16 protein-coding genes are annotated in these 20790 nt (G+C 54.6%); 7 read left to right on the top strand and 9 right to left on the bottom strand.

Going from position 1 to position 20790, the window contains the following annotated elements:
* Nucleotides 1-121 precede the first annotated feature (121 nt).
* A complete protein-coding gene (locus ED901_RS19985; RefSeq protein ID WP_122097024.1) occupies nt 122-1723 on the top strand; it encodes a PTS transporter subunit EIIC in 1602 nt (533 codons plus the stop codon).
* Here the strand turns inward: ED901_RS19985 and ED901_RS19980 are convergent.
* Complete coding sequence (locus tag ED901_RS19980) at nt 1720-2460, bottom strand: GntR family transcriptional regulator (RefSeq protein ID WP_056781868.1); 741 nt, start codon at nt 2458-2460, stop codon at nt 1720-1722. The genes ED901_RS19985 and ED901_RS19980 overlap by 4 nt on opposite strands.
* A gap of 179 nt (nt 2461-2639) precedes the next feature.
* Nucleotides 2640-4394, bottom strand: a complete 1755-nt coding sequence (locus ED901_RS19975) for an ABC transporter ATP-binding protein/permease (protein WP_122097023.1) — start codon at nt 4392-4394, stop codon at nt 2640-2642.
* 130 nt (nt 4395-4524) lie between these two features.
* On the opposite strand from ED901_RS19975, the gene ED901_RS19970 reads away from it, so the two are divergent.
* Nucleotides 4525-5241, top strand: a complete 717-nt coding sequence (locus tag ED901_RS19970; protein ID WP_122097022.1) for a tetratricopeptide repeat protein — start codon at nt 4525-4527, stop codon at nt 5239-5241.
* 176 nt (nt 5242-5417) lie between these two features.
* On the opposite strand, the gene ED901_RS19965 is transcribed toward ED901_RS19970, so the two are convergent.
* Nucleotides 5418-6284 carry an MBL fold metallo-hydrolase gene (locus ED901_RS19965; protein ID WP_122097021.1) on the bottom strand — a complete coding sequence of 289 codons (867 nt, stop codon included), beginning with the start codon at nt 6282-6284 and terminating at the stop codon, nt 5418-5420.
* Between the two features lie 115 nt (nt 6285-6399).
* On the opposite strand from ED901_RS19965, the gene ED901_RS19960 reads away from it, so the two are divergent.
* Nucleotides 6400-7335, top strand: a complete 936-nt coding sequence (locus ED901_RS19960; protein ID WP_122097020.1) for a LysR family transcriptional regulator — start codon at nt 6400-6402, stop codon at nt 7333-7335.
* Nucleotides 7336-7537: 202 nt separating this feature from the next.
* Complete coding sequence (locus ED901_RS19955) at nt 7538-8701, top strand: MFS transporter (RefSeq protein ID WP_122097019.1); 1164 nt, start codon at nt 7538-7540, stop codon at nt 8699-8701.
* A gap of 98 nt (nt 8702-8799) precedes the next feature.
* Here the strand turns inward: ED901_RS19955 and ED901_RS19950 are convergent, their stop codons facing one another.
* The 5 genes from ED901_RS19950 to ED901_RS19930 all read right to left on the bottom strand — a co-directional run bounded on the left by ED901_RS19950 (nt 8800) and on the right by ED901_RS19930 (nt 16077).
* Nucleotides 8800-11067 carry a TonB-dependent receptor domain-containing protein gene (locus ED901_RS19950; protein WP_122097018.1) on the bottom strand — a complete coding sequence of 756 codons (2268 nt, stop codon included), beginning with the start codon at nt 11065-11067 and terminating at the stop codon, nt 8800-8802.
* 58 nt (nt 11068-11125) lie between these two features.
* Nucleotides 11126-13234 (bottom strand): S9 family peptidase, encoded by a 2109-nt coding sequence (locus tag ED901_RS19945; RefSeq protein WP_240994013.1) that lies wholly within the window; start codon nt 13232-13234, stop codon nt 11126-11128.
* Nucleotides 13235-13261: 27 nt separating this feature from the next.
* Nucleotides 13262-14092, bottom strand: coding sequence for a TonB family protein (locus ED901_RS19940; protein WP_122097016.1), 831 nt, complete (start codon nt 14090-14092; stop codon nt 13262-13264).
* A gap of 125 nt (nt 14093-14217) precedes the next feature.
* Nucleotides 14218-15075 (bottom strand): ChaN family lipoprotein, encoded by an 858-nt coding sequence (locus tag ED901_RS19935; protein ID WP_122097015.1) that lies wholly within the window; start codon nt 15073-15075, stop codon nt 14218-14220.
* 66 nt (nt 15076-15141) lie between these two features.
* Complete coding sequence (locus ED901_RS19930; RefSeq protein WP_122097014.1) at nt 15142-16077, bottom strand: LysR family transcriptional regulator; 936 nt, start codon at nt 16075-16077, stop codon at nt 15142-15144.
* A 133-nt stretch (nt 16078-16210) separates the two neighbouring features.
* On the opposite strand from ED901_RS19930, the gene lysA reads away from it, so the two are divergent.
* Nucleotides 16211-17470, top strand: a complete 1260-nt coding sequence (gene lysA, locus ED901_RS19925) for a diaminopimelate decarboxylase (protein ID WP_122097013.1) — start codon at nt 16211-16213, stop codon at nt 17468-17470.
* A gap of 144 nt (nt 17471-17614) precedes the next feature.
* On the opposite strand, the gene ED901_RS19920 is transcribed toward lysA, so the two are convergent.
* A complete protein-coding gene (locus ED901_RS19920) occupies nt 17615-17932 on the bottom strand; it encodes a PTS lactose/cellobiose transporter subunit IIA (RefSeq protein WP_122097012.1) in 318 nt (105 codons plus the stop codon).
* Nucleotides 17933-18218: 286 nt separating this feature from the next.
* On the opposite strand from ED901_RS19920, the gene ED901_RS19915 reads away from it, so the two are divergent.
* Nucleotides 18219-19556 carry a PTS sugar transporter subunit IIC gene (locus ED901_RS19915; protein ID WP_122097011.1) on the top strand — a complete coding sequence of 446 codons (1338 nt, stop codon included), beginning with the start codon at nt 18219-18221 and terminating at the stop codon, nt 19554-19556.
* A 29-nt stretch (nt 19557-19585) separates the two neighbouring features.
* Nucleotides 19586-20790, top strand: a 1205-nt coding sequence (locus ED901_RS19910) for a glycoside hydrolase family 1 protein (protein ID WP_162997914.1), incomplete at its 3' end; no start/stop codon positions are given.

Genomic DNA, 20790 nt, shown 5'->3' with positions numbered 1-20790 from the left:
CCTCTCCCCGTAAAACTGTGATCCCTTTCATAAAGCTGGCCTCTATGTCTATACAACTATACATTCTATGACTTAACTCAATGAAAGCGCATTTTTTCGCCAGTGAACAGAGGGGATACAGATGATGAAACTTGGCAGCAAGATCCACGATCTGGGTAAAGCCCTGATGACGCCTATCTCGGTGATCGCCGCCGCCGGGATTTTTCTCGGGCTGGCCGCGGCGTTGCAGAACCCGTCGGTGACCGGTGAAACCTTCACCCAGATGAAAACATTGCAGCTGGTGATCGGGTTTATCCGGCAGGTATCGGGGGCGCTGTTTGCAAACCTGCCGCTGTTCTTTGCCGTCGCAACCGCGATGGGACTGGCCAATGCAGAGAAGGCCACGGCGGCCTTTTCCGCAGTGATCGGCTTTGTCGGGCTGCACGTGGGGGTTAATTACAGTCTGCTGGCGCAAAATATCACACCGGAAACTATCAGCATCGCGAAGCTGACCGCCAGAGGAATGACCGAAACCGATGCGATGATCTATGCCGCCGAATTCACCAACACGCTGGGGATCTTTACCTACAACATGAGCGTGCTGGGCGGGGTGCTGGTCGGCTTAATCACCATGTGGCTGCATAACCGCTTTTATACCATCGTGTTGCCGACGGCGATCGCCTTCTTCGGCGGACGACGTTTTGTGCCGATCGTCACTATTCTGGTGCTGCCGATCGTCGGTGTGCTGATGTCGCTTATCTGGCCGACGATAGCGCAAGGGATCCAGTGGGTGGGGGAGCTCATCGGGCGTACCGGCGAAGCCGGCACCTTTATCTATGCCACCTCTGAACGCTTGCTGATCCCGACCGGGCTCCATCACATCATCAACGAAACCGTGCGCTTTACGCCGATCGGCGGGGTGACCACGGTGGATAATCAAAGCATCGTCGGTGCGCTGAATATCTTCAACGCCGCGCTGGCAAATCCGGGGATGATTTCTGACGCTGTCACGCAGCAGGCGACGCGATTCCTGGCGCAGGGCAAAATCCCGGTGATGATGTTCGGGTTACCGGCAGCAGCGCTGGCGATGTATCACTGCGCCCGCCCGGAACATAAAGGCCGGGTGAAAGCGCTGATGCTGGCAGGCGGACTGGCCTCGTTTACCACCGGCATCACCGAACCGCTGGAGTTCTGTTTTATTTTCGTCTCGCCGGTGCTGTATATCCTGCACGCGGTGCTGACCGGCCTGTCATTCGTGCTGATGCAAATGCTGCATGTGATGATTGGTAACGTACAGGGCGGGGCGATCGATTTTCTGATCTTCGGCGTGCTCGGCGGCAGCCGGACCCACTGGTGGTATCCGCTGATCCTCGGGATGATCTACGCGCCGGTTTATTACTTCAGCTTCCGTTGGGTCATCTTACGGATGCAGGTGAAAACGCCGGGGCGTGAAGATGAAAACGACGCTGAGGAACGGGCGAAACCGGCTCAGGGCACAGGTGAAAAAACCAAAAACATTATTATCGGGCTGGGCGGTGAAGGGAATATTACCGCGGTCGATTGCTGTTTCACCCGTTTGCGGGTGAAAGTGAAGGATATGTCGCAGGTACAGGATGGCACATTGATGAAAACCGGTGCGGCAGGGGTGAAGCGGATCACCGATACCGACATACATGTGATTTACGGGCCGCAGGTTGAACAGGTCGCGAATCTGGTGAAAGCCGAGCTGTCCGGCATCGCTTAAATTTTGACTTTGGCATGGACGCTGAAGCTGTAGTTTTTCTGGTTGTAGTACACGTCGGAGACTTCAAACAGTGAGCCGTCGGTGAAGGAGACCACGGCGTGCGAGTGCAGGACGGGCTGATCCCGTGACAGGTTCAGCGCGAGGCGGATCTCGTTGGAGGGCAATTCGGCGGAAATATGCTTGGTGCTGCCTGAAGGCTGAAAGCCTTTCGAGCGGATATAGGCATATTTCGACGAGGTCATGGCGGCACGGGTGATGTCCGGGAAGCGGTCGCACAGCATCCAGCACTGCTCATACACAAAGGGTTCGTCCCCCAGCAGGCGCAGACGGATCATGAAATACACGTCGGTGCCTGAAGGCACGTTCAGCTCGCGGGCCACCTCTTCGCTTGCGGGAATGCGGCGAAATTCCAGCACCTGATTTTCAATCTGTTGGTTATTTTCCTGTGCCACTTCGCTGGCGGTGAGATGCCGGTCGAGGGGCAGAATGATTTTCTGCTGTTGTGGCGGCTCGACCACAAAGGTACCGCGCCCGCGAAAACGCGCCACTCTTCCCTGACGCACCAGATAATCCACCGCTTTACGCGCCGTCATTCGCGACACGCCGTAGATCTCACACAGCGCGGCTTCCGTCGGGATCGGGTCACCAGGTTTGATATCGCCTGCGCTGATTTTTTCGGTCAGTTGCTGCTCAATTTGCAAATAAAGCGGCGTGAACGAATTCTTATCAATTTTCATCAAACCCCCGGACACGTAAGAAAAGTTGGTAATAATAATTGTATAGCGGGGTATACATTTGAACAAACCGCGTTGCTGGTTTTGTGCGCTAAACGGGGTTATGAAAGCAAAAAAAGGTTGCTGTTATCAGCAACCTTTATGCGTTCAGATACCTTGAGACGTCAGGCGTGACGGATCAATTATTCAGGTAACAGGGCGCTGGACGTGAATCCGCACGGACCGTTTTCCTGTTTTTTAAACCGCCAGCAGTGCTGATGATATTTCGCGACCGTATTGCGGTGCGCGACGCTGACCACCGAGGTTTCCGGCAGTTCGCTCAGCAGCAAGGCGTAAACCTGATGTTCGGTTTCTTCATCCATCGCGCTGGTGGCTTCATCAAGGAACAGCGTATCTGGTTTGATCAGCAGGGCGCGGGCAAACGAAAGACGCTGTTGCTCACCCGGCGACAGGCGCTGGCTCCAGTTAGCATAATCATCAAGATGATCGACCGTGGCCAGATGCGGCAGGCGGCACTGCGTGAGGACCTGTTGCAGACGCTCATCCGAATATTCGCGGCTGGCATCCGGATAACTCAGCGCATCCCTCAGCGTCCCAATCGGAATGTAGCTGCGCTGCGGCAGGAACAGATAACGCTTGCCTTGCGCCAGCGCAATATTGCCGGAACCGTAAGGCCAGATACCGGCGATGGCGCGAAGCAGCGTCGATTTACCGCAGCCGGACGGCCCGGCAATCAGCACGCGTTCACCGGGTTGCATTGCGGCAGAAACGTTGCAGAACAGCGAATTGCCATCCGGCAGATTCAGCGTCAGATTGTCGAGTTGCAGCGCATGTTGCGTGCTTTCACCGACCTTGATCCCGCGCGGCTGGGCATTCACCTGATCAATCGCTGCGTTGAAACCGGCAAGACGGTTCACCGTGGCTTTCCAGCTCGCCAAATTGTCAAAGGCGTTGATGAACCAGGATAAGGCGTCCTGAACCTGGCCGAACGCGGAGGCAATCTGCATCAGCGCACCCATCTGGATCGCACCGGAGAAATAGCGCGGCGATGCCACCAGAATCGGGAAGATGTTGGCAAACTGGGCATAGAAATTGGAGGCAATGTTCAGGCGGCGGGTTACGCGCATAATCGACCACCAGTTGGTTTTGATCGAATCAAATTTGCCGGTGAGCTGATCGTGTTCATTTTTTTCGCCGTGATACAGCGCGATAGCGTCACTGTTTTCGCGAATACGGATCAGCCCGAAACGGAAGTTTGCCTCAAACCATTCCTGATTAAAGCCCAAACGCACCAAAGGTTTACCCACATACCAGATGAGGGCGGAACCGACGGCTGCATACAAAATCGCAAACCAGACCATGTAGCCAGGAATGGTGAATTCATGCGAGGCGATGGCAAAGTGGAGCGGGCCACTGATGGACCACAGAATAAAGACGAAAGAGAACAGCGTCACAACGCTCGACAACAACCCGAGGACCAGAGAAAGGGTGCCGCTGGTCAGGGCATTCAGATCATCTGAAATACGCTGATCGGGGTTATCCACCTGATGCTGGTACTCCGTGTAATAATAGGCGTGATTGGCCAGCCACTTATCCATATACTCTTCGGTCATCCAGCGCCGCCAGTTCATTTGCAGGCCTTGCGTCAGATAAATCCGGTAGACCGCAATGACGATACTGAGTAACGCAAGCCAGGTGAATTTAAACAGCTGGGCTTTGAAAACCGGATAGTTTCTGTTTTGCAGGGCGTCATAAAACACGCGGTTCCATTCGTTGAACTGAACGCTGATGTAAACGCCTGCAAGTGAAAGAATGATGATAGTGGTTAACATGCCCCAGGCACGCCACTTTTCTTCTGAGCGCCAGTACGGCTTAATCAACTGCCAGACGGCGCCCCATTGCGCCGATTTCCCAGGTTTTTTAGTCATAATTGCCATGTGTGTTCGATATGTTGTGAAGCCTAATCATCCCAGAATGAGTGCCTTAGCGCGATAGGGCAATAAAGCACTTGTAAGGATGTTTTTCCAGCACGAAGCTCTGTAGACCACAAAAGTAGAAGGATGTTTGATGAAAGTCGCAGTGAATTTTCTGCTGGTGGCAGGATGTTTTACCAGCGTTCAGGCGCTTGCTCAGATTGATGAACCGGACATTAATGCTGATTGCGTGAAGGCGGGGATTTACGCCTCTGCCGGGAAAGTCGCGTATCAGCAGGGTGAATTCGCGAAAGCGCGGGACATTTTCCGCAATCAGGTCGCCTGGAGCGAGTTCTGCCAGAAGCCGCAGGATCAGATTGCGACGGCGTATAACAATATTGCGCTGACCTATATCCGGCAGGGGAATTATCGCAAAGCCAAAGCCTGGCTGATGCTGGCGCCCGCTGACAAAAAATCACAGTACAACCTCAGTCAGATTCAGCCCAAACTGGATGCGCTGCCGCAACCTGAAAGCGCGGCGGGCGAATACTGGCAATATGCCGGTTATGGCAGCTGGAATCTGGTGGACGTAAAAGCGGAAGAAGCACAGTTCAGAATCGATTTCTCCGGCCAGTACATGGGGCAGATGTCGTTGTACTACGGCCCGAATATCGGTGAATTCTCCGTGGTCACTGCCATTAAGGATAATCACGCGGTTTATCATGAAACCGACGATGCGGCCGCCGGCGACGGCAATTGCGATGTCGATATGGCGTTCGGGCAGGAAAACGTCAAACTGCATACCGCCGGGGATTGCGGTTTCGGCCACAACGTCCGTGCCGAAGGAGAGTTTGTGCGGGTGACGCCGTAGATCTGAGAAGGTGTACGGGCAGATCTGAGGCGCTTTTTTAACGCCTCCCCTTTGCAGGGGAGGAGCAAATCGCCTCTTTGCTATGCCTGAGGGTCCACCACACAGGGACCGAAGCGGTTATCTTCAGGATCGCTTTTGAAGAACAGGGGATATTAATTATTCAATGTTTACATTTATTAAGGCCACTTCATTTCACCTTTCAATACTTTCGCACTCAGCTGTAATGACGAATCATCTTTCAGCTGTGGATAATGTTTTTTCATCGCAGCGATAAGCGCGGCAGAATCTTTGGCTTTAGGTAATTCCTTTTCCAGCGTCAGCAGGTAATCGCGGGTAAATTTCACGGCTTCCACGGTGTGCGCTGCGCCTGGCAGGAAATGCCCCGGCACGACGATTTGCGGCTTCAGGGCGGCGATTTCATCGAGGGCTTCCACCCACTGCTTACGGGATTTCGCCGTCTGGGTATCCGCCGTCCAGATGTGCATGTTGTCACCATTCACCAGTACGCCGCCAACCACTGCTTTCAGCGAAGGGATCCAGACAAACGTCCGTTCTTTGTCCACGCCCTGAACTTCAAATTTATGGCCTTCCAGTTCAAACGTAGTGCCTTTCAGCGGCTCGGGCACCACGACAGATTTTGGCGCGTTTTCTTTAAGCTGTGGCCCCCAGAAAGCGACTTTGCCGTCTTTGCTGGCGTTGATCTGGTCGATGGTCGCCTGCGTGGCGATGATTTTGGCCTGCGGGAACGCCGCATGGATCACGTCCAGCCCGAAGTAGAAATCCGGATCCGACTGGCTGATGTACACGGTGGTCAGTGTTTTGCCGGTGGCTTTGATCATCTCTACCAGCTTCTCTGCGTCATTGCGCTGGAACTGGGCGTCGATCAGCACCGCGTCTTTTTCGCCGGTGATGATTTCAGAGGACACCGGGAAAATACTTTTTTCACCAGGGTTGTACACGTCCATTTTCAGCGCGCTGGCGGCGTGAGCGGAAAGGGAGCTGCCGATAAGGGCGGCGATCAGCGTCAGATGTTTCAGTTGCATAGGTTTTCCTCAGAGACGTAAATAATCACATTCAGTAAGTATCTACTGTACGTTGCATAATCCGCGGGAAAAACCGGATAATGTGCAACTGTTTGTTGCATAAACCGGACGAATCATGGACAGAATTACCGCTGCACAAGTGTTTGTTGCCATCGTTGAACGCGGGAGCATGGTCAGTGCTGCCGAATCGCTGAATATGTCGCGGGCGATGGTGACCCGCTATCTTTCGGAGATGGAGAAGTGGTCGGGGGCGCGCCTGCTGCACCGTTCCACCCGAAAACTCAGCCTGACCGATGCAGGGGAAAACACGCTGGCGCGCTGCCGGAAGATGCTGTCAGTCGCGGCGGAAATGGGCAGCGTGGCAGACACCGGCAATGAAGCGCTGCGCGGTTTGCTACGCCTGAGTTGTTCGCAGTCTTTCGGGCAGGGCGCGGTGGTGATTGCGGTCAGCGAATTTTTACGCCGGCATCCGCAGGTGAGCATCGATCTTCAGCTGGAAAGCCGGGCGATCAATCTGGTCGAAGATCGTATCGATCTGGCACTGCGTATCACCAACGATCTCGATCCGAATCTGATCGCCCGGCCACTGGCGCTCTGTCCGTCGGTGGTGTGCGCGTCTCCGGCGTATCTGGCCGCGCAGGGCACACCGCAGCATCCGCAGGATCTGGCGGTTCACAATTGCCTGACGTACACCTGGTTTGGCAAAAGTCTGTGGCAGTTTGAGCATCAGGGGGAAAAAATCTCGGTGCCGGTCAGCGGCAATCTGAGCGCCAATGAATCGCTGGTGCTGCTGACCGGCGCGGTGGAAGGGGCGGGCATCGTGATGCAGCCTTATTACTCGGCGGCACCGCTGATCGCCGCGGGCCAGCTGGTGTTACTGCTACCGGAATGGCAGCCGCAGGAAATGGGGATTTATGCCATTTACACCTCACGCAGACAAATGCCCTCCGCGTTGCGTGCGCTGCTCGATTTTCTGGTGGAGTGGTTTAAAGGCCATCCGCGCTGGCTGTCGTTGACCGATGAAAAACACGGAGCCAGCCGGAGAAGATAAATGCTGGAATCGGTTCCTTTTTCGCTGCCAGCGCATTATCTTCAATGTATTGTTATGTAAAGATTAATCAGGGTTCCGGCCATTTTTCAGGCAGTAAGGGCACAGACTGCGTCTGGTCAAAAGTGTGATCAACGTGGTATTTAAGCCAGTCCGGTGTCATACCGGCGCCTTTACTCATCACTAAAAAATTTCCGGAGTTTTTATGCCTGTCGCACTCCTGGCACTGGCGCTCAGCGCGTTTGCCATCGGTACCACTGAATTCGTCATTATGGGGCTGCTTCCCAATGTGGCGGGTGATCTGCATGTCAGTATTCCTTCTGCCGGTTGGCTGATCAGTGGATATGCGCTGGGCGTTGCCATAGGCGCGCCAATCATGGCCGTGCTGACGGCAAAACTGCCGCGTAAGAACACCCTGCTGCTGCTGATGAGCATCTTTATTATTGGCAACGTGATGTGCGCGCTGTCCTACAGCTACGGTTTCCTGATGCTGGCGCGTGTGATCACGGCGCTGTGTCATGGCGCATTCTTCGGGATTGGTGCCGTGGTGGCAGCCAGTCTGGTCGCGCCGAACCGCCGTGCTTCGGCCGTTGCGCTGATGTTCACCGGCCTGACGCTGGCTAACGTGCTGGGCGTTCCGCTCGGTACCGCCCTCGGACAAGTGTTCGGCTGGCGCTCAACGTTCTGGGTCGTCGCGGTGATTGGTGTGGCGTCCCTGTTCGCGCTGTATAAAAATCTGCCGGATAAGAAAGAAGAAGAACCGACCGATCTGCGTAAGGAAATCCGTGCGCTGGGCAGCCTGGGGTTATGGCTGTCGCTGTCGATCACCATTTTCTTTGCGGCGGCAATGTTCGCGCTGTTTACCTATATCGCGCCGATCCTCACCGAAATTACCGGTGTCTCTGAGCACGGCGTCAGCTGGACGCTGCTGCTGATCGGCCTCGGTCTGACCATCGGTAACGTCGTGGGCGGGCGCCTGGCGGACTGGCGTCTGGGTGTGTCGCTGACCACCACTTTCCTGCTGATCGCGGTGTTTTCCGTGCTGTTCAGCTTCACCAGCGTTCATCTGGTGGCGGCGGAAATCACGCTGTTTATCTGGGCGATGGTGAACTTTGCTGCGGTGCCCGCGTTGCAGGTTAACGTGGTGACGTACGGCAAAAACGCGCCGAATCTGGTTTCCACGCTGAACATTGCGGCGTTTAACGTCGGAAACGCGCTGGGGGCGTGGGTTGGTGGTGCGGTCATTGAACGCGGAATGGGGCTGAGCACCGTGCCTCTGGCGGCGGGCGGACTGGGCGCAATCGGCTTCGTGTTGTGCGTGATCACTTTCCGTCGTGCAGCGAAGAAAACGGTGAAAGCAGCGGCGTAATTCAGCAAACGAATATCAGCCAATGACGAATGGAAAGGCCACGCACAATGACGCCTGCGTGGCCTTTTTTATTTCTGCTTTGACCGGTCAGTGGCTTATCAGAAACGGACTTCGCCGCCCACCAGATAAGTTCTGCCGCGCGCCGTATTCACCGCCGTGCCCGGATCGTTCTGGCCATACATCGAATTCAGTTTATTCAGTGCTTCTGAATAATCCTTATCCATCAGGTTCTGCACGGAGAATTTCAGCATCAGATTACGGTTAAATTCGTACGTGCTGTAAAGGTCGATAATGGTCGGAATGTTGGGCATCTCTTCATTTTCCAGCGCACCGGTCGTCTCATTGAAATTCTGATCCGGCGAGGTGCGGCGGGTTTTGCCGGTGTATTTCACCAGTGTTCCGACGGTCAGGCTTTCATCAAGGAAGCGCACGCCGGTATCGACGGTGAAAAACATCTCCGGCAATTCATTGATGTTGCCGACGCCAAACGAACCGGTGGCAATCGACGTGGGCTGATTGGTGTGTTCCTTGCTGAAAGAGAGCCGGGTGAAGGCCCAACCGGTATCATATTCCGCCTCTATTTCCACGCCGTGCGTGCGCACCGGTGACAGGGAATTGACGTAAATGTACATGTTGTCGGAATAGTCTTCGCTCTGATCTTCCCAGTCGTTTTGCAGGTTCTCGCCGATGCTGCATTTCCGCCCGTTGCGGCACACCATAAAGGAATCACTGTAGATGTAATTCTTGATTTTGCTGGTGTAATACAGGGCTTTCAGGCGGAAGGAATCCTCTTCAAACAACAGGTTACCCGCCGTGGAGTTAAAACCGATCTGATACGTTTCCGCACGCTCGCCTTTGAGGAACGGGTTCATCGAGGCGCCGCCGGAGTTAGAGAAAAATACTTCCTGCACGTTCGGGCCGCGCATGGATTTGCTGTAACTGACGAAGGGTTCGAACCACGGCCGGATTTCCGCCGAGAGCATCACCGACGGGTTAAAGCCGTCTTCGGTCAGGCTGATATTCTGACCGCCCTGCGGGAAGCAGGTGACGCGCGGGTCGCACGCCGGTTTGTAACCGCTGAGATCGTAATAGCTGTAGTTGAGATCAACGTTACCTTTCCAGATGCCTTTTTTCAGCTCCAGCCCGGTGTACAGGCTGTAAACGTCCTGCTTGCCGGAAGGCTGGAACGTATTGTTCTCAATCGACTGCTGGCCGGCGTCGGGGTTATCTTCAGACCAGGCATTGCTGTTGATATTTTTATCGTACTTATTGCGCATGATTTTACTGCCGTAACTCCAGGCGGTATCGACTCCGGCAAACGCAAAGCGCGAGGTATTATTGATATCGACAGCATCTGACTGATTGCTGGCATCTGTATTATAAAACGTATACAAGGTGTTGTTATTGTATTTCTGATTTCCGCGGCTGGTGCTGAGCATTAAATTAAAATCAATCAGCTCGGAGAACGGCGCGTAATGATATTTCACATAGAAGTCATCGCTGGTGATATCACGCTGGGTAAATTTATTCCCGTAATGTCTGCCGGATAATTCGACGCTGTTAAATTCATCGGGCTTAATATCCACTTTAACTAACTGGGATTTCGGATTCTGGCGATAACTTTTTTCGTAGCCGAAATCGCTGCTGCTCTGGCCGTCGCCATTTTTAAACTGGGCGTCGATGGAGCTGCCGCTGATGGCCGTCATAATCCCGAAACTGCCGGTGTCAGTGAACGCATCGGTTTTACCGGCGACGGCGACCATGCCGCTTTCGCCAATGCCGTTATTGCCCGCCGAGAAACGGGTGCGGATGCCAAACGGATTGCCGGAAAAAATCACATCGTCCACGCCGATAGTGCGCAGGTTAGCGCTGCCCGCCAGGGCGTTGACGCCCGCCGAACCGGCGCTGGTGCCGCGCGAGACATCAATGCCCACCAGGAAGTTCGGATCGATTAACGCGCCCGATGCGCTGCTGGTGGAGCCATGCGAAATACCGCCCGGCACCGAAGAACCGTAGAAGTTTTGCGTCACGCCGTCGATCATGGTGTTGACGCGACCAAAGCCGGACATGCCACGAATATTGACGTCTACCGTGCCCTGGCTGGGGTCAATTTGCGTGAACGTGCCCGGCATACTGCGTAATACGGAATCGGTGGATTGCAGATTGGTATTTTCCCCGCGTGAGCTGAATGCGCCGGGTTTCGCCATCGCTTCATGTTCACTGCTGAGTTTATCCGCCGAGACTTTCAGCGGACTGAAAGTGACCGATTCTTTATTACTTTCTGTTTCTGTGGTGTCAGCAAATGCCAGCGGTGCAGCCAGCACTAAACCGGCACTGAGCATGCCGGTTAAAATGTTATTTTTCATATTCCCTCAGGAGGCTTTATTTTCTAATTTTTATTGCTCAGCGTTGCTTTCTAATTAATTACCAATGGGTGTTACGGTTATTATTATTTTGGTCCATCTGAATAATGAAACTGTATTCCTGCGCGGTATTTTTAAGCCGGTTAAGGCGACCTGATTTTCCGCCATGACCGGCCGCCATCTCGGTGGTCAGTAAAATCACTGACGATCCCTGATTCATGGTACGTAAACGCGCGACCCATTTGGCCGGTTCCCAGTACGGCACCTGCGAATCGAATAATCCGCCGGTGACCAGCAGGTTGGGATACGCCGCCGCATGCACGTTGTCATACGGGCTGTAAGATTTAATGCGCTGATACGCGGCAGGCTCAGCCGGATTTCCCCATTCCTCATATTCGCCTTCGGTCAGCGGCAGCGTCGGATCTGACATTGTGGTCAGCACATCGACAAACGGCACCTGCGCGACCACGGCGTGAAACAAGCCCGGTTGCTGATTGATGACCGCACCCATCAGCAGGCCGCCCGCGCTGCCGCCCATGGCATATAAATGTCCCGGCTGGCCGAAACCTTGTTGCGCCAGCGCGCGAGTTGCGTCGATAAAATCATTGAAAGTATTGGCTTTATTCTCCAGTTTTCCCTGCTGATACCATTGCTGACCCAGTTCACCGCCGCCGCGCACGTGGATCAGGGCAAAGACAAATCCGCGGTCTAACAGGCTGATGCGGCTGGCGCCAAACGCCGGATCCATACTCATGCCGTACGCGCCATAGCCGTAAGCCAGCAGCGGATTCTGGCCTTTGCGGAACAGCGATTTTCGGTACACCAGCGAAACCGGCACCTGTACGCCGTCGCGCGCGGTGATCATCACCCGCTGGCTGGCGTATTGTGCCGGATCCACGCCCTCCACCGGTTTCTGCTGCAACAGCGTGCGGGTGCCGGTGGACATGTCCCATTCATAAATCCGCGTCGGAGTGGTCATGGAGGAATAGCCGTAGCGCAGTTTGTCGGTGTCCGGCGTGGGATTTGAACCGAGCCACGCCATGTAACTGTCTTCGTCAAACGTCACGTTGCGCGTTTGTCCGGTTTTCCAGCCGATCATTTCCAGCTGAACGCGTCCCTGACTGCGGACTTGCAGCACCAGCTGATGGCGGAACAGGGCAAAGTTTTCCAGATCCCGCTGATCATCCGGCGCGACCAGTGTCTGCCAGGGCGAGCCTGCTGACGGCGTTTCGTACAATCCAAAATGTGGACTGTGCAGACTGGAGCGGATGTAAAACTGACCGCAATAATGGTCCAGATAATATTCCACGCCCGGACGACGGGCTGCGAATAGCTGCGGCGCAGCCAGCGGCTCACCGGCCGGGATCAGCCGCACGTCGGAAGACGTATTACCGCTGCTGACGATCATCAGATAATCGTCTGAGGCCGTGCGCGAAAGGCCGAGGTAAAAACCGCCGTCCTTTTCTTCATACACCAGCGCATCCTGAGAAACCGGCGTGCCCGTCTTGTGACGGAAAACCTGATACGGCATCAGCGTTTGCGGATGATTGCGGATATAAAACAGATACTGGCCGTCCGCCGACCACTGCATATTTCCCGAGGTGTTTTGCAGCACGTCATTTTGCCAGACGCCGGTATTAAGATTGCGCAGACTGATGCTGTACTGGCGGCGTCCCTGGGTGTCTTCGGCGACGGACATCTGCTGATTGTCGGTGCTGATTTCCAGCCCGCCAAACTGATAATACCTGTGCCCGGCGGCGCGCTGGCTGGCGTCCACCAGCGTCTGCCAGACCGCATTGCCGCTGACCGGCTGACGCAGATATTGCGCATAATCTTTGCCGGGCAGATAACGCTGCTGATAACGATAACCGCGCAGTTCATACGGCACAGATTCGGTGTGCTCCCCCTGACGGGCGCGCATTTCCTGATACAAGGTTTCCGTTAATGCTGCCCAGCCGGACATCATCCGGGCGCTGTACTGATTTTCGGCACGCAGATAATTCAAGACTTTCGGGTTCTGACGGCTGTCATCGCGCAGCCAGTAATAATCGTCCGTCCGGCTTTCACCGGCCATCTGCAAAATATGCGGATGTTTTTCGGCAACCGGCGGCACGGGCTGCGCTGAGGGGGTGGTACAGACAAAGAGCATTCCCGCTGTCAGCAGCGTCATCAATCGTGAAAGAGTCATCGTATTCCGTTAAGACTTGCGGCTGTTTGCGCCGCTCAGGGTAAATTCCAGTGGCATCGTCACCGGCACCTGACCGGCTTTCAGCATCTCGCCCGGCGGTTGCGGCAGCGGGCTGGCGCGTTGTAGAACCGCCAGCGCTTCGGCGTCCATCGACATCGTGCCGGATGATTTCACTAACCGGCTGCTGATCACTTCGCCGCGTTGATCGACGACAAAAGCCACCAGCGCGACGCCGGTGCGGTGGCGCGAAATGGCGTCCGGCGGATATTTTTTCAGGAGGTTAAGCTGCACTTTCACCCGTGTTTCCCAGGTCACTTTGGCGTCGCGGGTCTGTGAGGAATCGCTGTTCATCGGTGCGGAAATTTTATCGGAAACCGCCGCCGTGACCGGCGGGGCAGCCGCGCTGGCGGCGGAAGCGCGGGTAGGATCCTGCTGGCGTTCCTGCGTTTTTTGAACCGGTTTGCGGCGTTTGGGCTGTTCTTGCGGTTTTTTACGTTGCTGAACCAGTTTGATTTCCGCGCTTTCATTTACCGGCGGCGTGATGCTTTTCTGCAACTGCGGCGTTGTTTCCTGCTTGCTGGACGCAGCCGAATCCACCGCCTGCTGAAGGCCGACGGGCAGCGGTTTGGTGGTTTGATTATTTTCGATGCTGGCAGAAAGCGTCACCATCACGGCGGGTGGCGGCAGCTCGTAAGGCGGCGGCACGGGCGCTGACCACAATAACCAGGCGGCCAGCGCGCCGTGTGCTGTCAGGGACAATATCAGCCCGATAATGCGGCGCTGAGGGCGCAAAACAAACGCCGCAGCGACCGGTGTACCGGTAAGAAAGTGAGTGGTCATTTAGTCCATTAAAATGATAATGAGATTCAATATTATTTGATAATAGTAATCATTTGTAATGGCTCTTTACAAGAAACTTTCACAGTCTCCACATTTTTAATTCAGTGAGCACAATAACTTAAGGGTCATTTCGCGGCGGGTTTAGCGGCTGCTGCCGGGGTTATCCACACGAAATCGGCCTGAGATTTATCGACCGTCACGCCCGTTTCCGCCAGAAGAAGTACAGTGACGGACGCCGTCGCATCGAGATCTTTCACATGCACCGGCACGCCGATACTTTTGCCTGCGTGATAACCGCCAGCGATCAGCAAAGCCGGGGCGGGCGCGGTCAGAAGACGCTCGGCCATGCGACGGTCGCGCTGCTGCTGGATCGCCAGCATGGCGTGCAGCTGTTCTGCGCCGATATTTTGCTGATGAGAGGTACGGATGGTGTCGCTGATGGCGTTTCGTACCGCAGGATCCGCCGAACGGGTACCGGCCGGGAACTGCGGATTTTCATAGAACGCCATGATTTCACTGCGATCCAGATTGGCAGAAAGCAGCGGATACGGCGCTTTCATGGCGCTCATCACCACATCGCCGTACATCGACCAGTCCCAGCTTTTTTGCCAGTTAATCAGTTCTGCGACATGCGCAGGGCGGGCGTCCGGCCCGGTTTGCAACCAGGCTTTCACCTGATCCACTTTCGGCTGCTGATCCGGCGTCAGCATTTCCATCAGCACGCTGCCTTGCGGACGCACTGCCGGCAGGCTCTGTACCAGCCAGTTTTCAATCTGATGATGTGAGGGGTTGTCGTGCTTTTCACCGACGATAACGCGGGGTTGGGCAGCCAGTTTGCTGAGCAACTCAGACGGAGAAAGGGTTGCGCCGGTGTGCAAATCAGTGATGGTGCCGCCCGGCGCCGTCAGCGGTTTGGCGGTATTGCGCGGGCCGGTGGAGCAGGCGGTCAGAGCCAGAATGGCCAGAAGTAAAAACTTGTTCATGGTGATCCTCATTTTCCATAGCGGGATGCTGCCCGCATGTTATGGATAATGATTATCATTTACAAGTCAGCGCATCAGCGCGGCCTCAAGGCGTCCGGCAAAACGTTGTGCCTGCTGATGGCAGTGTTCAATAAACGTGGTGACCAGCGCGGAAGCGGGGCGGTGCAGCGGGCGGATCAGGCTGACGGTGAACGGCACGGCGATGCTGAATTCCCGTAATACCACGCCGTTTTCGCTGTTTTTAGCAGAATAGTCCAGCGCAGTCAGCGGGTTAACGATGGAAACGCCCGCGCCTTCACGCACCATGCTGCACACTGACGCGGCGCTGTGAGTTTCCATCACCAGCCGCCGCGAAACCTGCTGTTCCGTAAATAAAGTGTCGAGCAGATGGCGGTAACTGTCGGTGGCCGACAGGCTGATAAAATTCAGGCCGCTGAAATCCTGGGGTGTCAGACGTGATTTTTCCGCCAGCGGATGCCCGGCCGGCAGTACGCACACTTCGTTCAGCGTGAGCAGCGTCTGGCGCTCGGTTCCGGCGGGCGTCTGGATGTTTTCGGTCAGTCCTAAATCATGACGCTGCGCCGACAGCCACTCTTCCAGCAGCGGCGATTCCTGCGGCACGATGTTGAAACTCACGTCGGGGTAGCGATCCAGAAACGGCTTACACACCGCAGGCAGCAGCGACTGGCTGAACACCGGCAGGCAGGCGATAGAGAGTTGCGCCTGCTCAAACTGACGGATGCCTTCCGCCGCGCTGACGATCCTGTCCAGCCCGTAATACGATCGCTGCACTTCCTCAAACAGCCGCAACCCTTGCACCGTCGGGTATAAACGCCCGCGCAACCGTTCGAACAATTGCAAATTCAGCAGCTTTTCGCAGCGCGCGAGTTCGCGGCTGACCGTTGGCTGCGAGGTATTGAGCAACGCGGCGGCTTCGGTCAGATTGCCGGTGGTCATGACCGCATGAAAAATTTCGATATGGCGCAGGGAAATCGCAGGCATGGATTTATCCGGTGAGCGAAGGAACAGCCCATATCATAAATGAATAGACTGGCCTGAAATAGATATTTTATCGCCGGTCAGTCACGCGGCATACTGAGGGAAATATGACTGAATTCACCTGACGGAAAATCTTATGCCACGCGCCCTGAACGACCTGTCTACCGCGCTTAATGCCGCGAATTTACTGGCTCTGCCGCAACAATTTGGCTGCCCTGTGTGGGCGTATGACGCTGAGATCATCAAAGCGCGCATCGCGCAGTTGCGTCAGTTCGACGTCATCCGTTTTGCACAAAAAGCCTGTTCCAATATCCATATTTTGCGTCTGATGCGCGAGCAGGGCGTGAAAGTCGATTCCGTTTCACTGGGTGAAATTGAACGTGCGCTGGTGGCCGGTTTTATTCCGGGCCGTGAAGACAGTGAGATTGTCTTTACCGCCGACGTACTGGACCAGCCGACGCTGGAACGCGTGACGGCGCTGGATATTCCGGTGAACGCCGGTTCCATCGACATGCTCAGCCAGATTGGTCAGCACAAAGCCGGGCATCCGGTGTGGCTGCGCGTGAATCCGGGCTTCGGTCACGGCCACAGCCAGAAAACCAATACCGGCGGCGAAAACAGCAAACACGGGATCTGGTATGCCGATTTGCCACAGGCAATGGCAGAAATCAGCCGGTACGGCCTGAAACTGGTGGGTATTCATATGCATATCGGTTCCGGTGTGGATTACGGTCATCTGGAACAGGTGTGCGATGCGATGGTCAGTCAGGTGATTGAAACCGGACAAGATATTGAAGCGATTTCAGCCGGTGGCGGTCTGTCGATCCCGTATCATTTTGAAGAAGAATCCATTGATACCGGCCACTACTATGGCCTGTGGAACCGTGCACGTGAGCAAATCGCCGCGCATCTGGGGCATGACGTTAAACTGGAAATCGAGCCGGGGCGTTTCCTGGTGGCGGAATCCGGCGTGCTGGTGGCGCAAATCCGCGCAGTGAAAGACATGGGCAGCCGTCACTTTGTGCTGTGCGACGCAGGCTTTAACGATCTGATGCGCCCGGCGATGTACGGCAGCTATCACCATATTTCGCTGTTACCGGCAGATGGTCGCGATGTGAGCGGACAGCCGCTGACTGATGCTGTGATCGCCGGGCCGTTGTGTGAATCCGGCGACGTGTTCACCCAGCAGGCAGGCGGCGGAGTCGAAACCTTCCCGCTGCCGCCGGTGCAAATCGGTGATTATCTGGTGTTCCACGACACCGGGGCGTACGGCGCATCCATGTCATCCAACTACAACACCCGCCCGCTGCTGCCGGAAGTGTTGTTTGAGCATGGTGTACCGCGGTTGATTCGTCGTCGTCAGACGGTAGAAGAGCTGATCGCCTTAGAACTGTAATCCCCGTCATCCCTCGCGCTGACTCTGCGTTGGCTTCCTTTCGTGAACCCCGGTCACATTCTTGTGTATGTGACCGGGGTTTCATTGCGTTGCCGCCCTGATGCCACTAAAAGGATTCAGGGGAATTCCTGAGTGATAAACTCATTACTTATCAAACATCTCTTTTCGCAGTAACACGATCTCTTCGGCCAGTTCACGGCACAGCATGGCGGTCATCAGGTGATCCTGCGAATGCACCATGATCAGGTTCACCGGAATTTTGCCCACGCCTTCATCCAGACCAATCAGCTGCGTCTGCACTTTGTGCGCGATACGCGCCGCATCGTCTGAGGCTTTCAGCATGGCATCAGCCTGTTCCCACTCTTTATTACGTGCGTGCTGAATCGCCATCATCGCGTTAGATCGTGCTTCTCCGGCGTTGATCAATAACTCCATCACCGTTTGTTCCAGATCGAATTCCATCGAAAACTCCAAATTGGTATACCAGAAAAGGGTGAATTCATCATATTGGAATTCCAATATTCACATGTGAGAACAATGTCACAGAAATTAATTCTCATTCAGCTATTTTTTGGCATGCCACATTTCGCATTATTGATGAAATAACGCCGACATGTGGCCGACAGGATCACTCTCAGAAACGGAATCTGGCTCTACTTCGCGCGACACCTTTTCTTTCAGATGCATAAAAGGTCAATGCGAAACAAACACCTGCAAAGCGTGAAACAAAATTAAAAGAGGTGGTGTCATGTCATTTAAAGACCGTTTTATCGATTCTCTCGGGGGATTCGCCAATACCTTTAATAGCTACAGATACATTATGGCTATCAAAGCTGCTTTTATCACATTAATGCCCGTTATTATTGTAGGGGCATTCTCGGTATTAATTTCTAACATGGTGATGGATCCGAAAAACGGATTGGCTCACTTTGAAATGTTGTCATGGCTGGCGACGCTCAAACCGATTATGAGCAGCATTAACTACGCTACGCTGAGTTTCCTGACCATTGGTGCCGTCTTCCTGATCGGTATTGAATTAGGAAGAATTAACGGCTCGCGATCATTATTTCCCGGCCTGCTGGCGGTCATTTGTTTTATTGCCGTGACGCCGACCACAGTCGATATGATGGTCAATGGTCAGATGCAGGAAGTGAAAGATGTGCTGGCCAAACAATTCTCCGATACGAAAAGTCTGTTCCTCGGCATGTTTATTGCCATCCTCTCAGTAGAAATTTATTCCAAGCTCGAAAGCTACAACGGCCTGCGAATTAAGATGCCGGAAAGCGTGCCGCCGAATGTCTCGGCGTCATTCTCCGCATTAATCCCCGCCATTATTACCGTGGTGATCATTGCCACCTTCGGTTTTGTGTTCCATCAGGTCACCGGCATGTATTTGTACGATGCGGTGTATCAGGTGATCCAGCGTCCGCTGGAGTCGGTGATGCAAAGCCTGCCGGGCATTCTGCTGCTGATGTTTGTGGCGCAACTGTTCTGGGTGATCGGTATTCACGGCAATCAGATGATCAAGCCTATCCGCGAACCTCTGCTGCTGGGCGCGATCATGGTCAACATGACGGCCTTCGAGCAGGGTCATGAAGTGCCGAACATCATCACCATGCCGTTCTGGGATGTGTACATGAGCATCGGGGGTTCCGGTTGCACCATCGGTTTGTTGCTGGCCGTCATGCTCGCCACGCGTCGTAAAGAGATGCGCGAAATCTCCAAACTGTCACTCGGGCCAAGCGTCTTTAACATCAATGAACCGGTGATTTTCGGTATGCCTATCATGCTTAACCCGATTCTGGCGATCCCGTTCATCATCACGCCGCTCATCACCGGGACCATCGGTTATTTTGCCACCAGCCTCGGTTTTGCCGGACGCGCGGTTGTCATGGTGCCGTGGACCACGCCGCCTATCATCAACGCCTGGCTTTCTACCGCCGGTTCGATGGGGGCTGTGATCACGCAGGCCGGCTGCATTGTGGTGTCGGTGCTGATTTATCTGCCGTTCGTGAAAGTGGCTTCCCGCCGCGCCGAACAGGCACAGCTTGAAGCGATGCAGCAAAAACAGGCGGCGACGGCCTGAGTCAATTCATCCGGACAAAGAGGACTGTTATGAGCAAGGTTACCATCGCCATTCCTGAAGGATTTATCCTCGGCGCCGCGGCTTCCGCGTGGCAGACCGAGGGCTGGAGCGGCAAGAAAGACGGGCAGGATTCGTATCTGGATCTCTGGTACAAAAACAGCCGTCACGTCTGGCACAACGGCTACGGCCCGGCGAAAGCCACGGATTTCATCAACCGTTATAAAGAAGACGTGGCGCTGATGAAAGCCAGCGGGCTGAGCCACTACCGCACCTCGATCAACTGGTCGCGCTTTCTCACCGACTATGAGCTGGGCACCGTCGATGAAGCGTACGCCGCTTACATTGACGACCTGCTCGATGAGATGAAACGCAACGGTATCGAGCCCATGCTGTGCCTCGAACACTACGAACTTCCGGCGTATCTGATTGAAAAATATGACGGATGGAGCTCAAAGAAAGTTGTCGAACTGTTTGTGTTGTATGCGGAAAAGGTGTTTGAGCGTTACGCCCATAAAGTCAGCCGCTGGTTTACGTTTAACGAACCGGTGGTGGTGCAGACCCGCGTGTATCTGGACGCAATCCGCTGGCCGTTCGAGCAAAACACCGCAAAATGGATGCAGTGGAATCACCACAAAGTGCTGGCGACCGCCAAAGTGGTCGAGCTGTTTTACCGCAAAGGGTATAACGCCTCAGGCACCGTCGGGGTGATTTTAAATCCGGAAGTGACTTACGCCCGTTCAACCGTGGCGCACGACCAGCAGGCGGCACGCATATACGATTTATTTTATAACCGCGTATTTTTAGATCCGATGATTAAAGGGGAATACCCGCAGGAACTGCTGGCATTACTGGAAAAGCACGGCGTGCATTTTGATTATTCACAAGCTGAGCTGACGGTAATTCGCAATAACACCGTCGATGAAGTGGGGATTAATTTGTATTACCCGCACCGGGTAAAAGCCCCCTCCCGCGAATGGAATAAAGAGACGCCATTCCATCCGGCGTATTATTACGAGCATTTTGAATTGCCGGGCCGGAGGATGAATAAATCCCGTGGCTGGGAAATTTATCCGCGCGTGGTGTATGACATGGCGATGCGCATTAAAACCGAATACGGCAATATTTCCTGGTTTGTGGCTGAAAACGGCATGGGTATCGAAAACGAAGGGCAGTTCCGCGACGCAATTTCCGGCGAAATTCAGGACGATTATCGGATCGAATTTATCGCCGAGCA

It is taken from the genome of Rahnella sp. Larv3_ips (genome assembly GCF_003697865.1).
In the GTDB taxonomy this organism is placed as follows: domain Bacteria; phylum Pseudomonadota; class Gammaproteobacteria; order Enterobacterales; family Enterobacteriaceae; genus Rahnella; species Rahnella rivi.
This window is presented reverse-complemented; position numbering and strand designations above follow the sequence as displayed.

Excerpts from the sequence above, each read along its gene's own strand:
- ED901_RS19985 (WP_122097024.1), top strand. The coding sequence starts at position 122 with ATGATGAAACTTGGCAGCAAGATCCACGATCTGGGTAAAGCCCTGATG.
- ED901_RS19980 (WP_056781868.1), bottom strand. The coding sequence starts at position 2,460 with ATGAAAATTGATAAGAATTCGTTCACGCCGCTTTATTTGCAAATTGAG.
- ED901_RS19975 (WP_122097023.1), bottom strand. The coding sequence starts at position 4,394 with ATGGCAATTATGACTAAAAAACCTGGGAAATCGGCGCAATGGGGCGCC.
- ED901_RS19970 (WP_122097022.1), top strand. The coding sequence starts at position 4,525 with ATGAAAGTCGCAGTGAATTTTCTGCTGGTGGCAGGATGTTTTACCAGC.
- ED901_RS19965 (WP_122097021.1), bottom strand. The coding sequence starts at position 6,284 with ATGCAACTGAAACATCTGACGCTGATCGCCGCCCTTATCGGCAGCTCC.
- ED901_RS19960 (WP_122097020.1), top strand. The coding sequence starts at position 6,400 with ATGGACAGAATTACCGCTGCACAAGTGTTTGTTGCCATCGTTGAACGC.
- ED901_RS19955 (WP_122097019.1), top strand. The coding sequence starts at position 7,538 with ATGCCTGTCGCACTCCTGGCACTGGCGCTCAGCGCGTTTGCCATCGGT.
- ED901_RS19950 (WP_122097018.1), bottom strand. The coding sequence starts at position 11,067 with ATGAAAAATAACATTTTAACCGGCATGCTCAGTGCCGGTTTAGTGCTG.
- ED901_RS19945 (WP_240994013.1), bottom strand. The coding sequence starts at position 13,234 with ATGACGCTGCTGACAGCGGGAATGCTCTTTGTCTGTACCACCCCCTCA.
- ED901_RS19940 (WP_122097016.1), bottom strand. The coding sequence starts at position 14,092 with ATGACCACTCACTTTCTTACCGGTACACCGGTCGCTGCGGCGTTTGTT.
- ED901_RS19935 (WP_122097015.1), bottom strand. The coding sequence starts at position 15,075 with ATGAACAAGTTTTTACTTCTGGCCATTCTGGCTCTGACCGCCTGCTCC.
- ED901_RS19930 (WP_122097014.1), bottom strand. The coding sequence starts at position 16,077 with ATGCCTGCGATTTCCCTGCGCCATATCGAAATTTTTCATGCGGTCATG.
- lysA (WP_122097013.1), top strand. The coding sequence starts at position 16,211 with ATGCCACGCGCCCTGAACGACCTGTCTACCGCGCTTAATGCCGCGAAT.
- ED901_RS19920 (WP_122097012.1), bottom strand. The coding sequence starts at position 17,932 with ATGGAATTCGATCTGGAACAAACGGTGATGGAGTTATTGATCAACGCC.
- ED901_RS19915 (WP_122097011.1), top strand. The coding sequence starts at position 18,219 with ATGTCATTTAAAGACCGTTTTATCGATTCTCTCGGGGGATTCGCCAAT.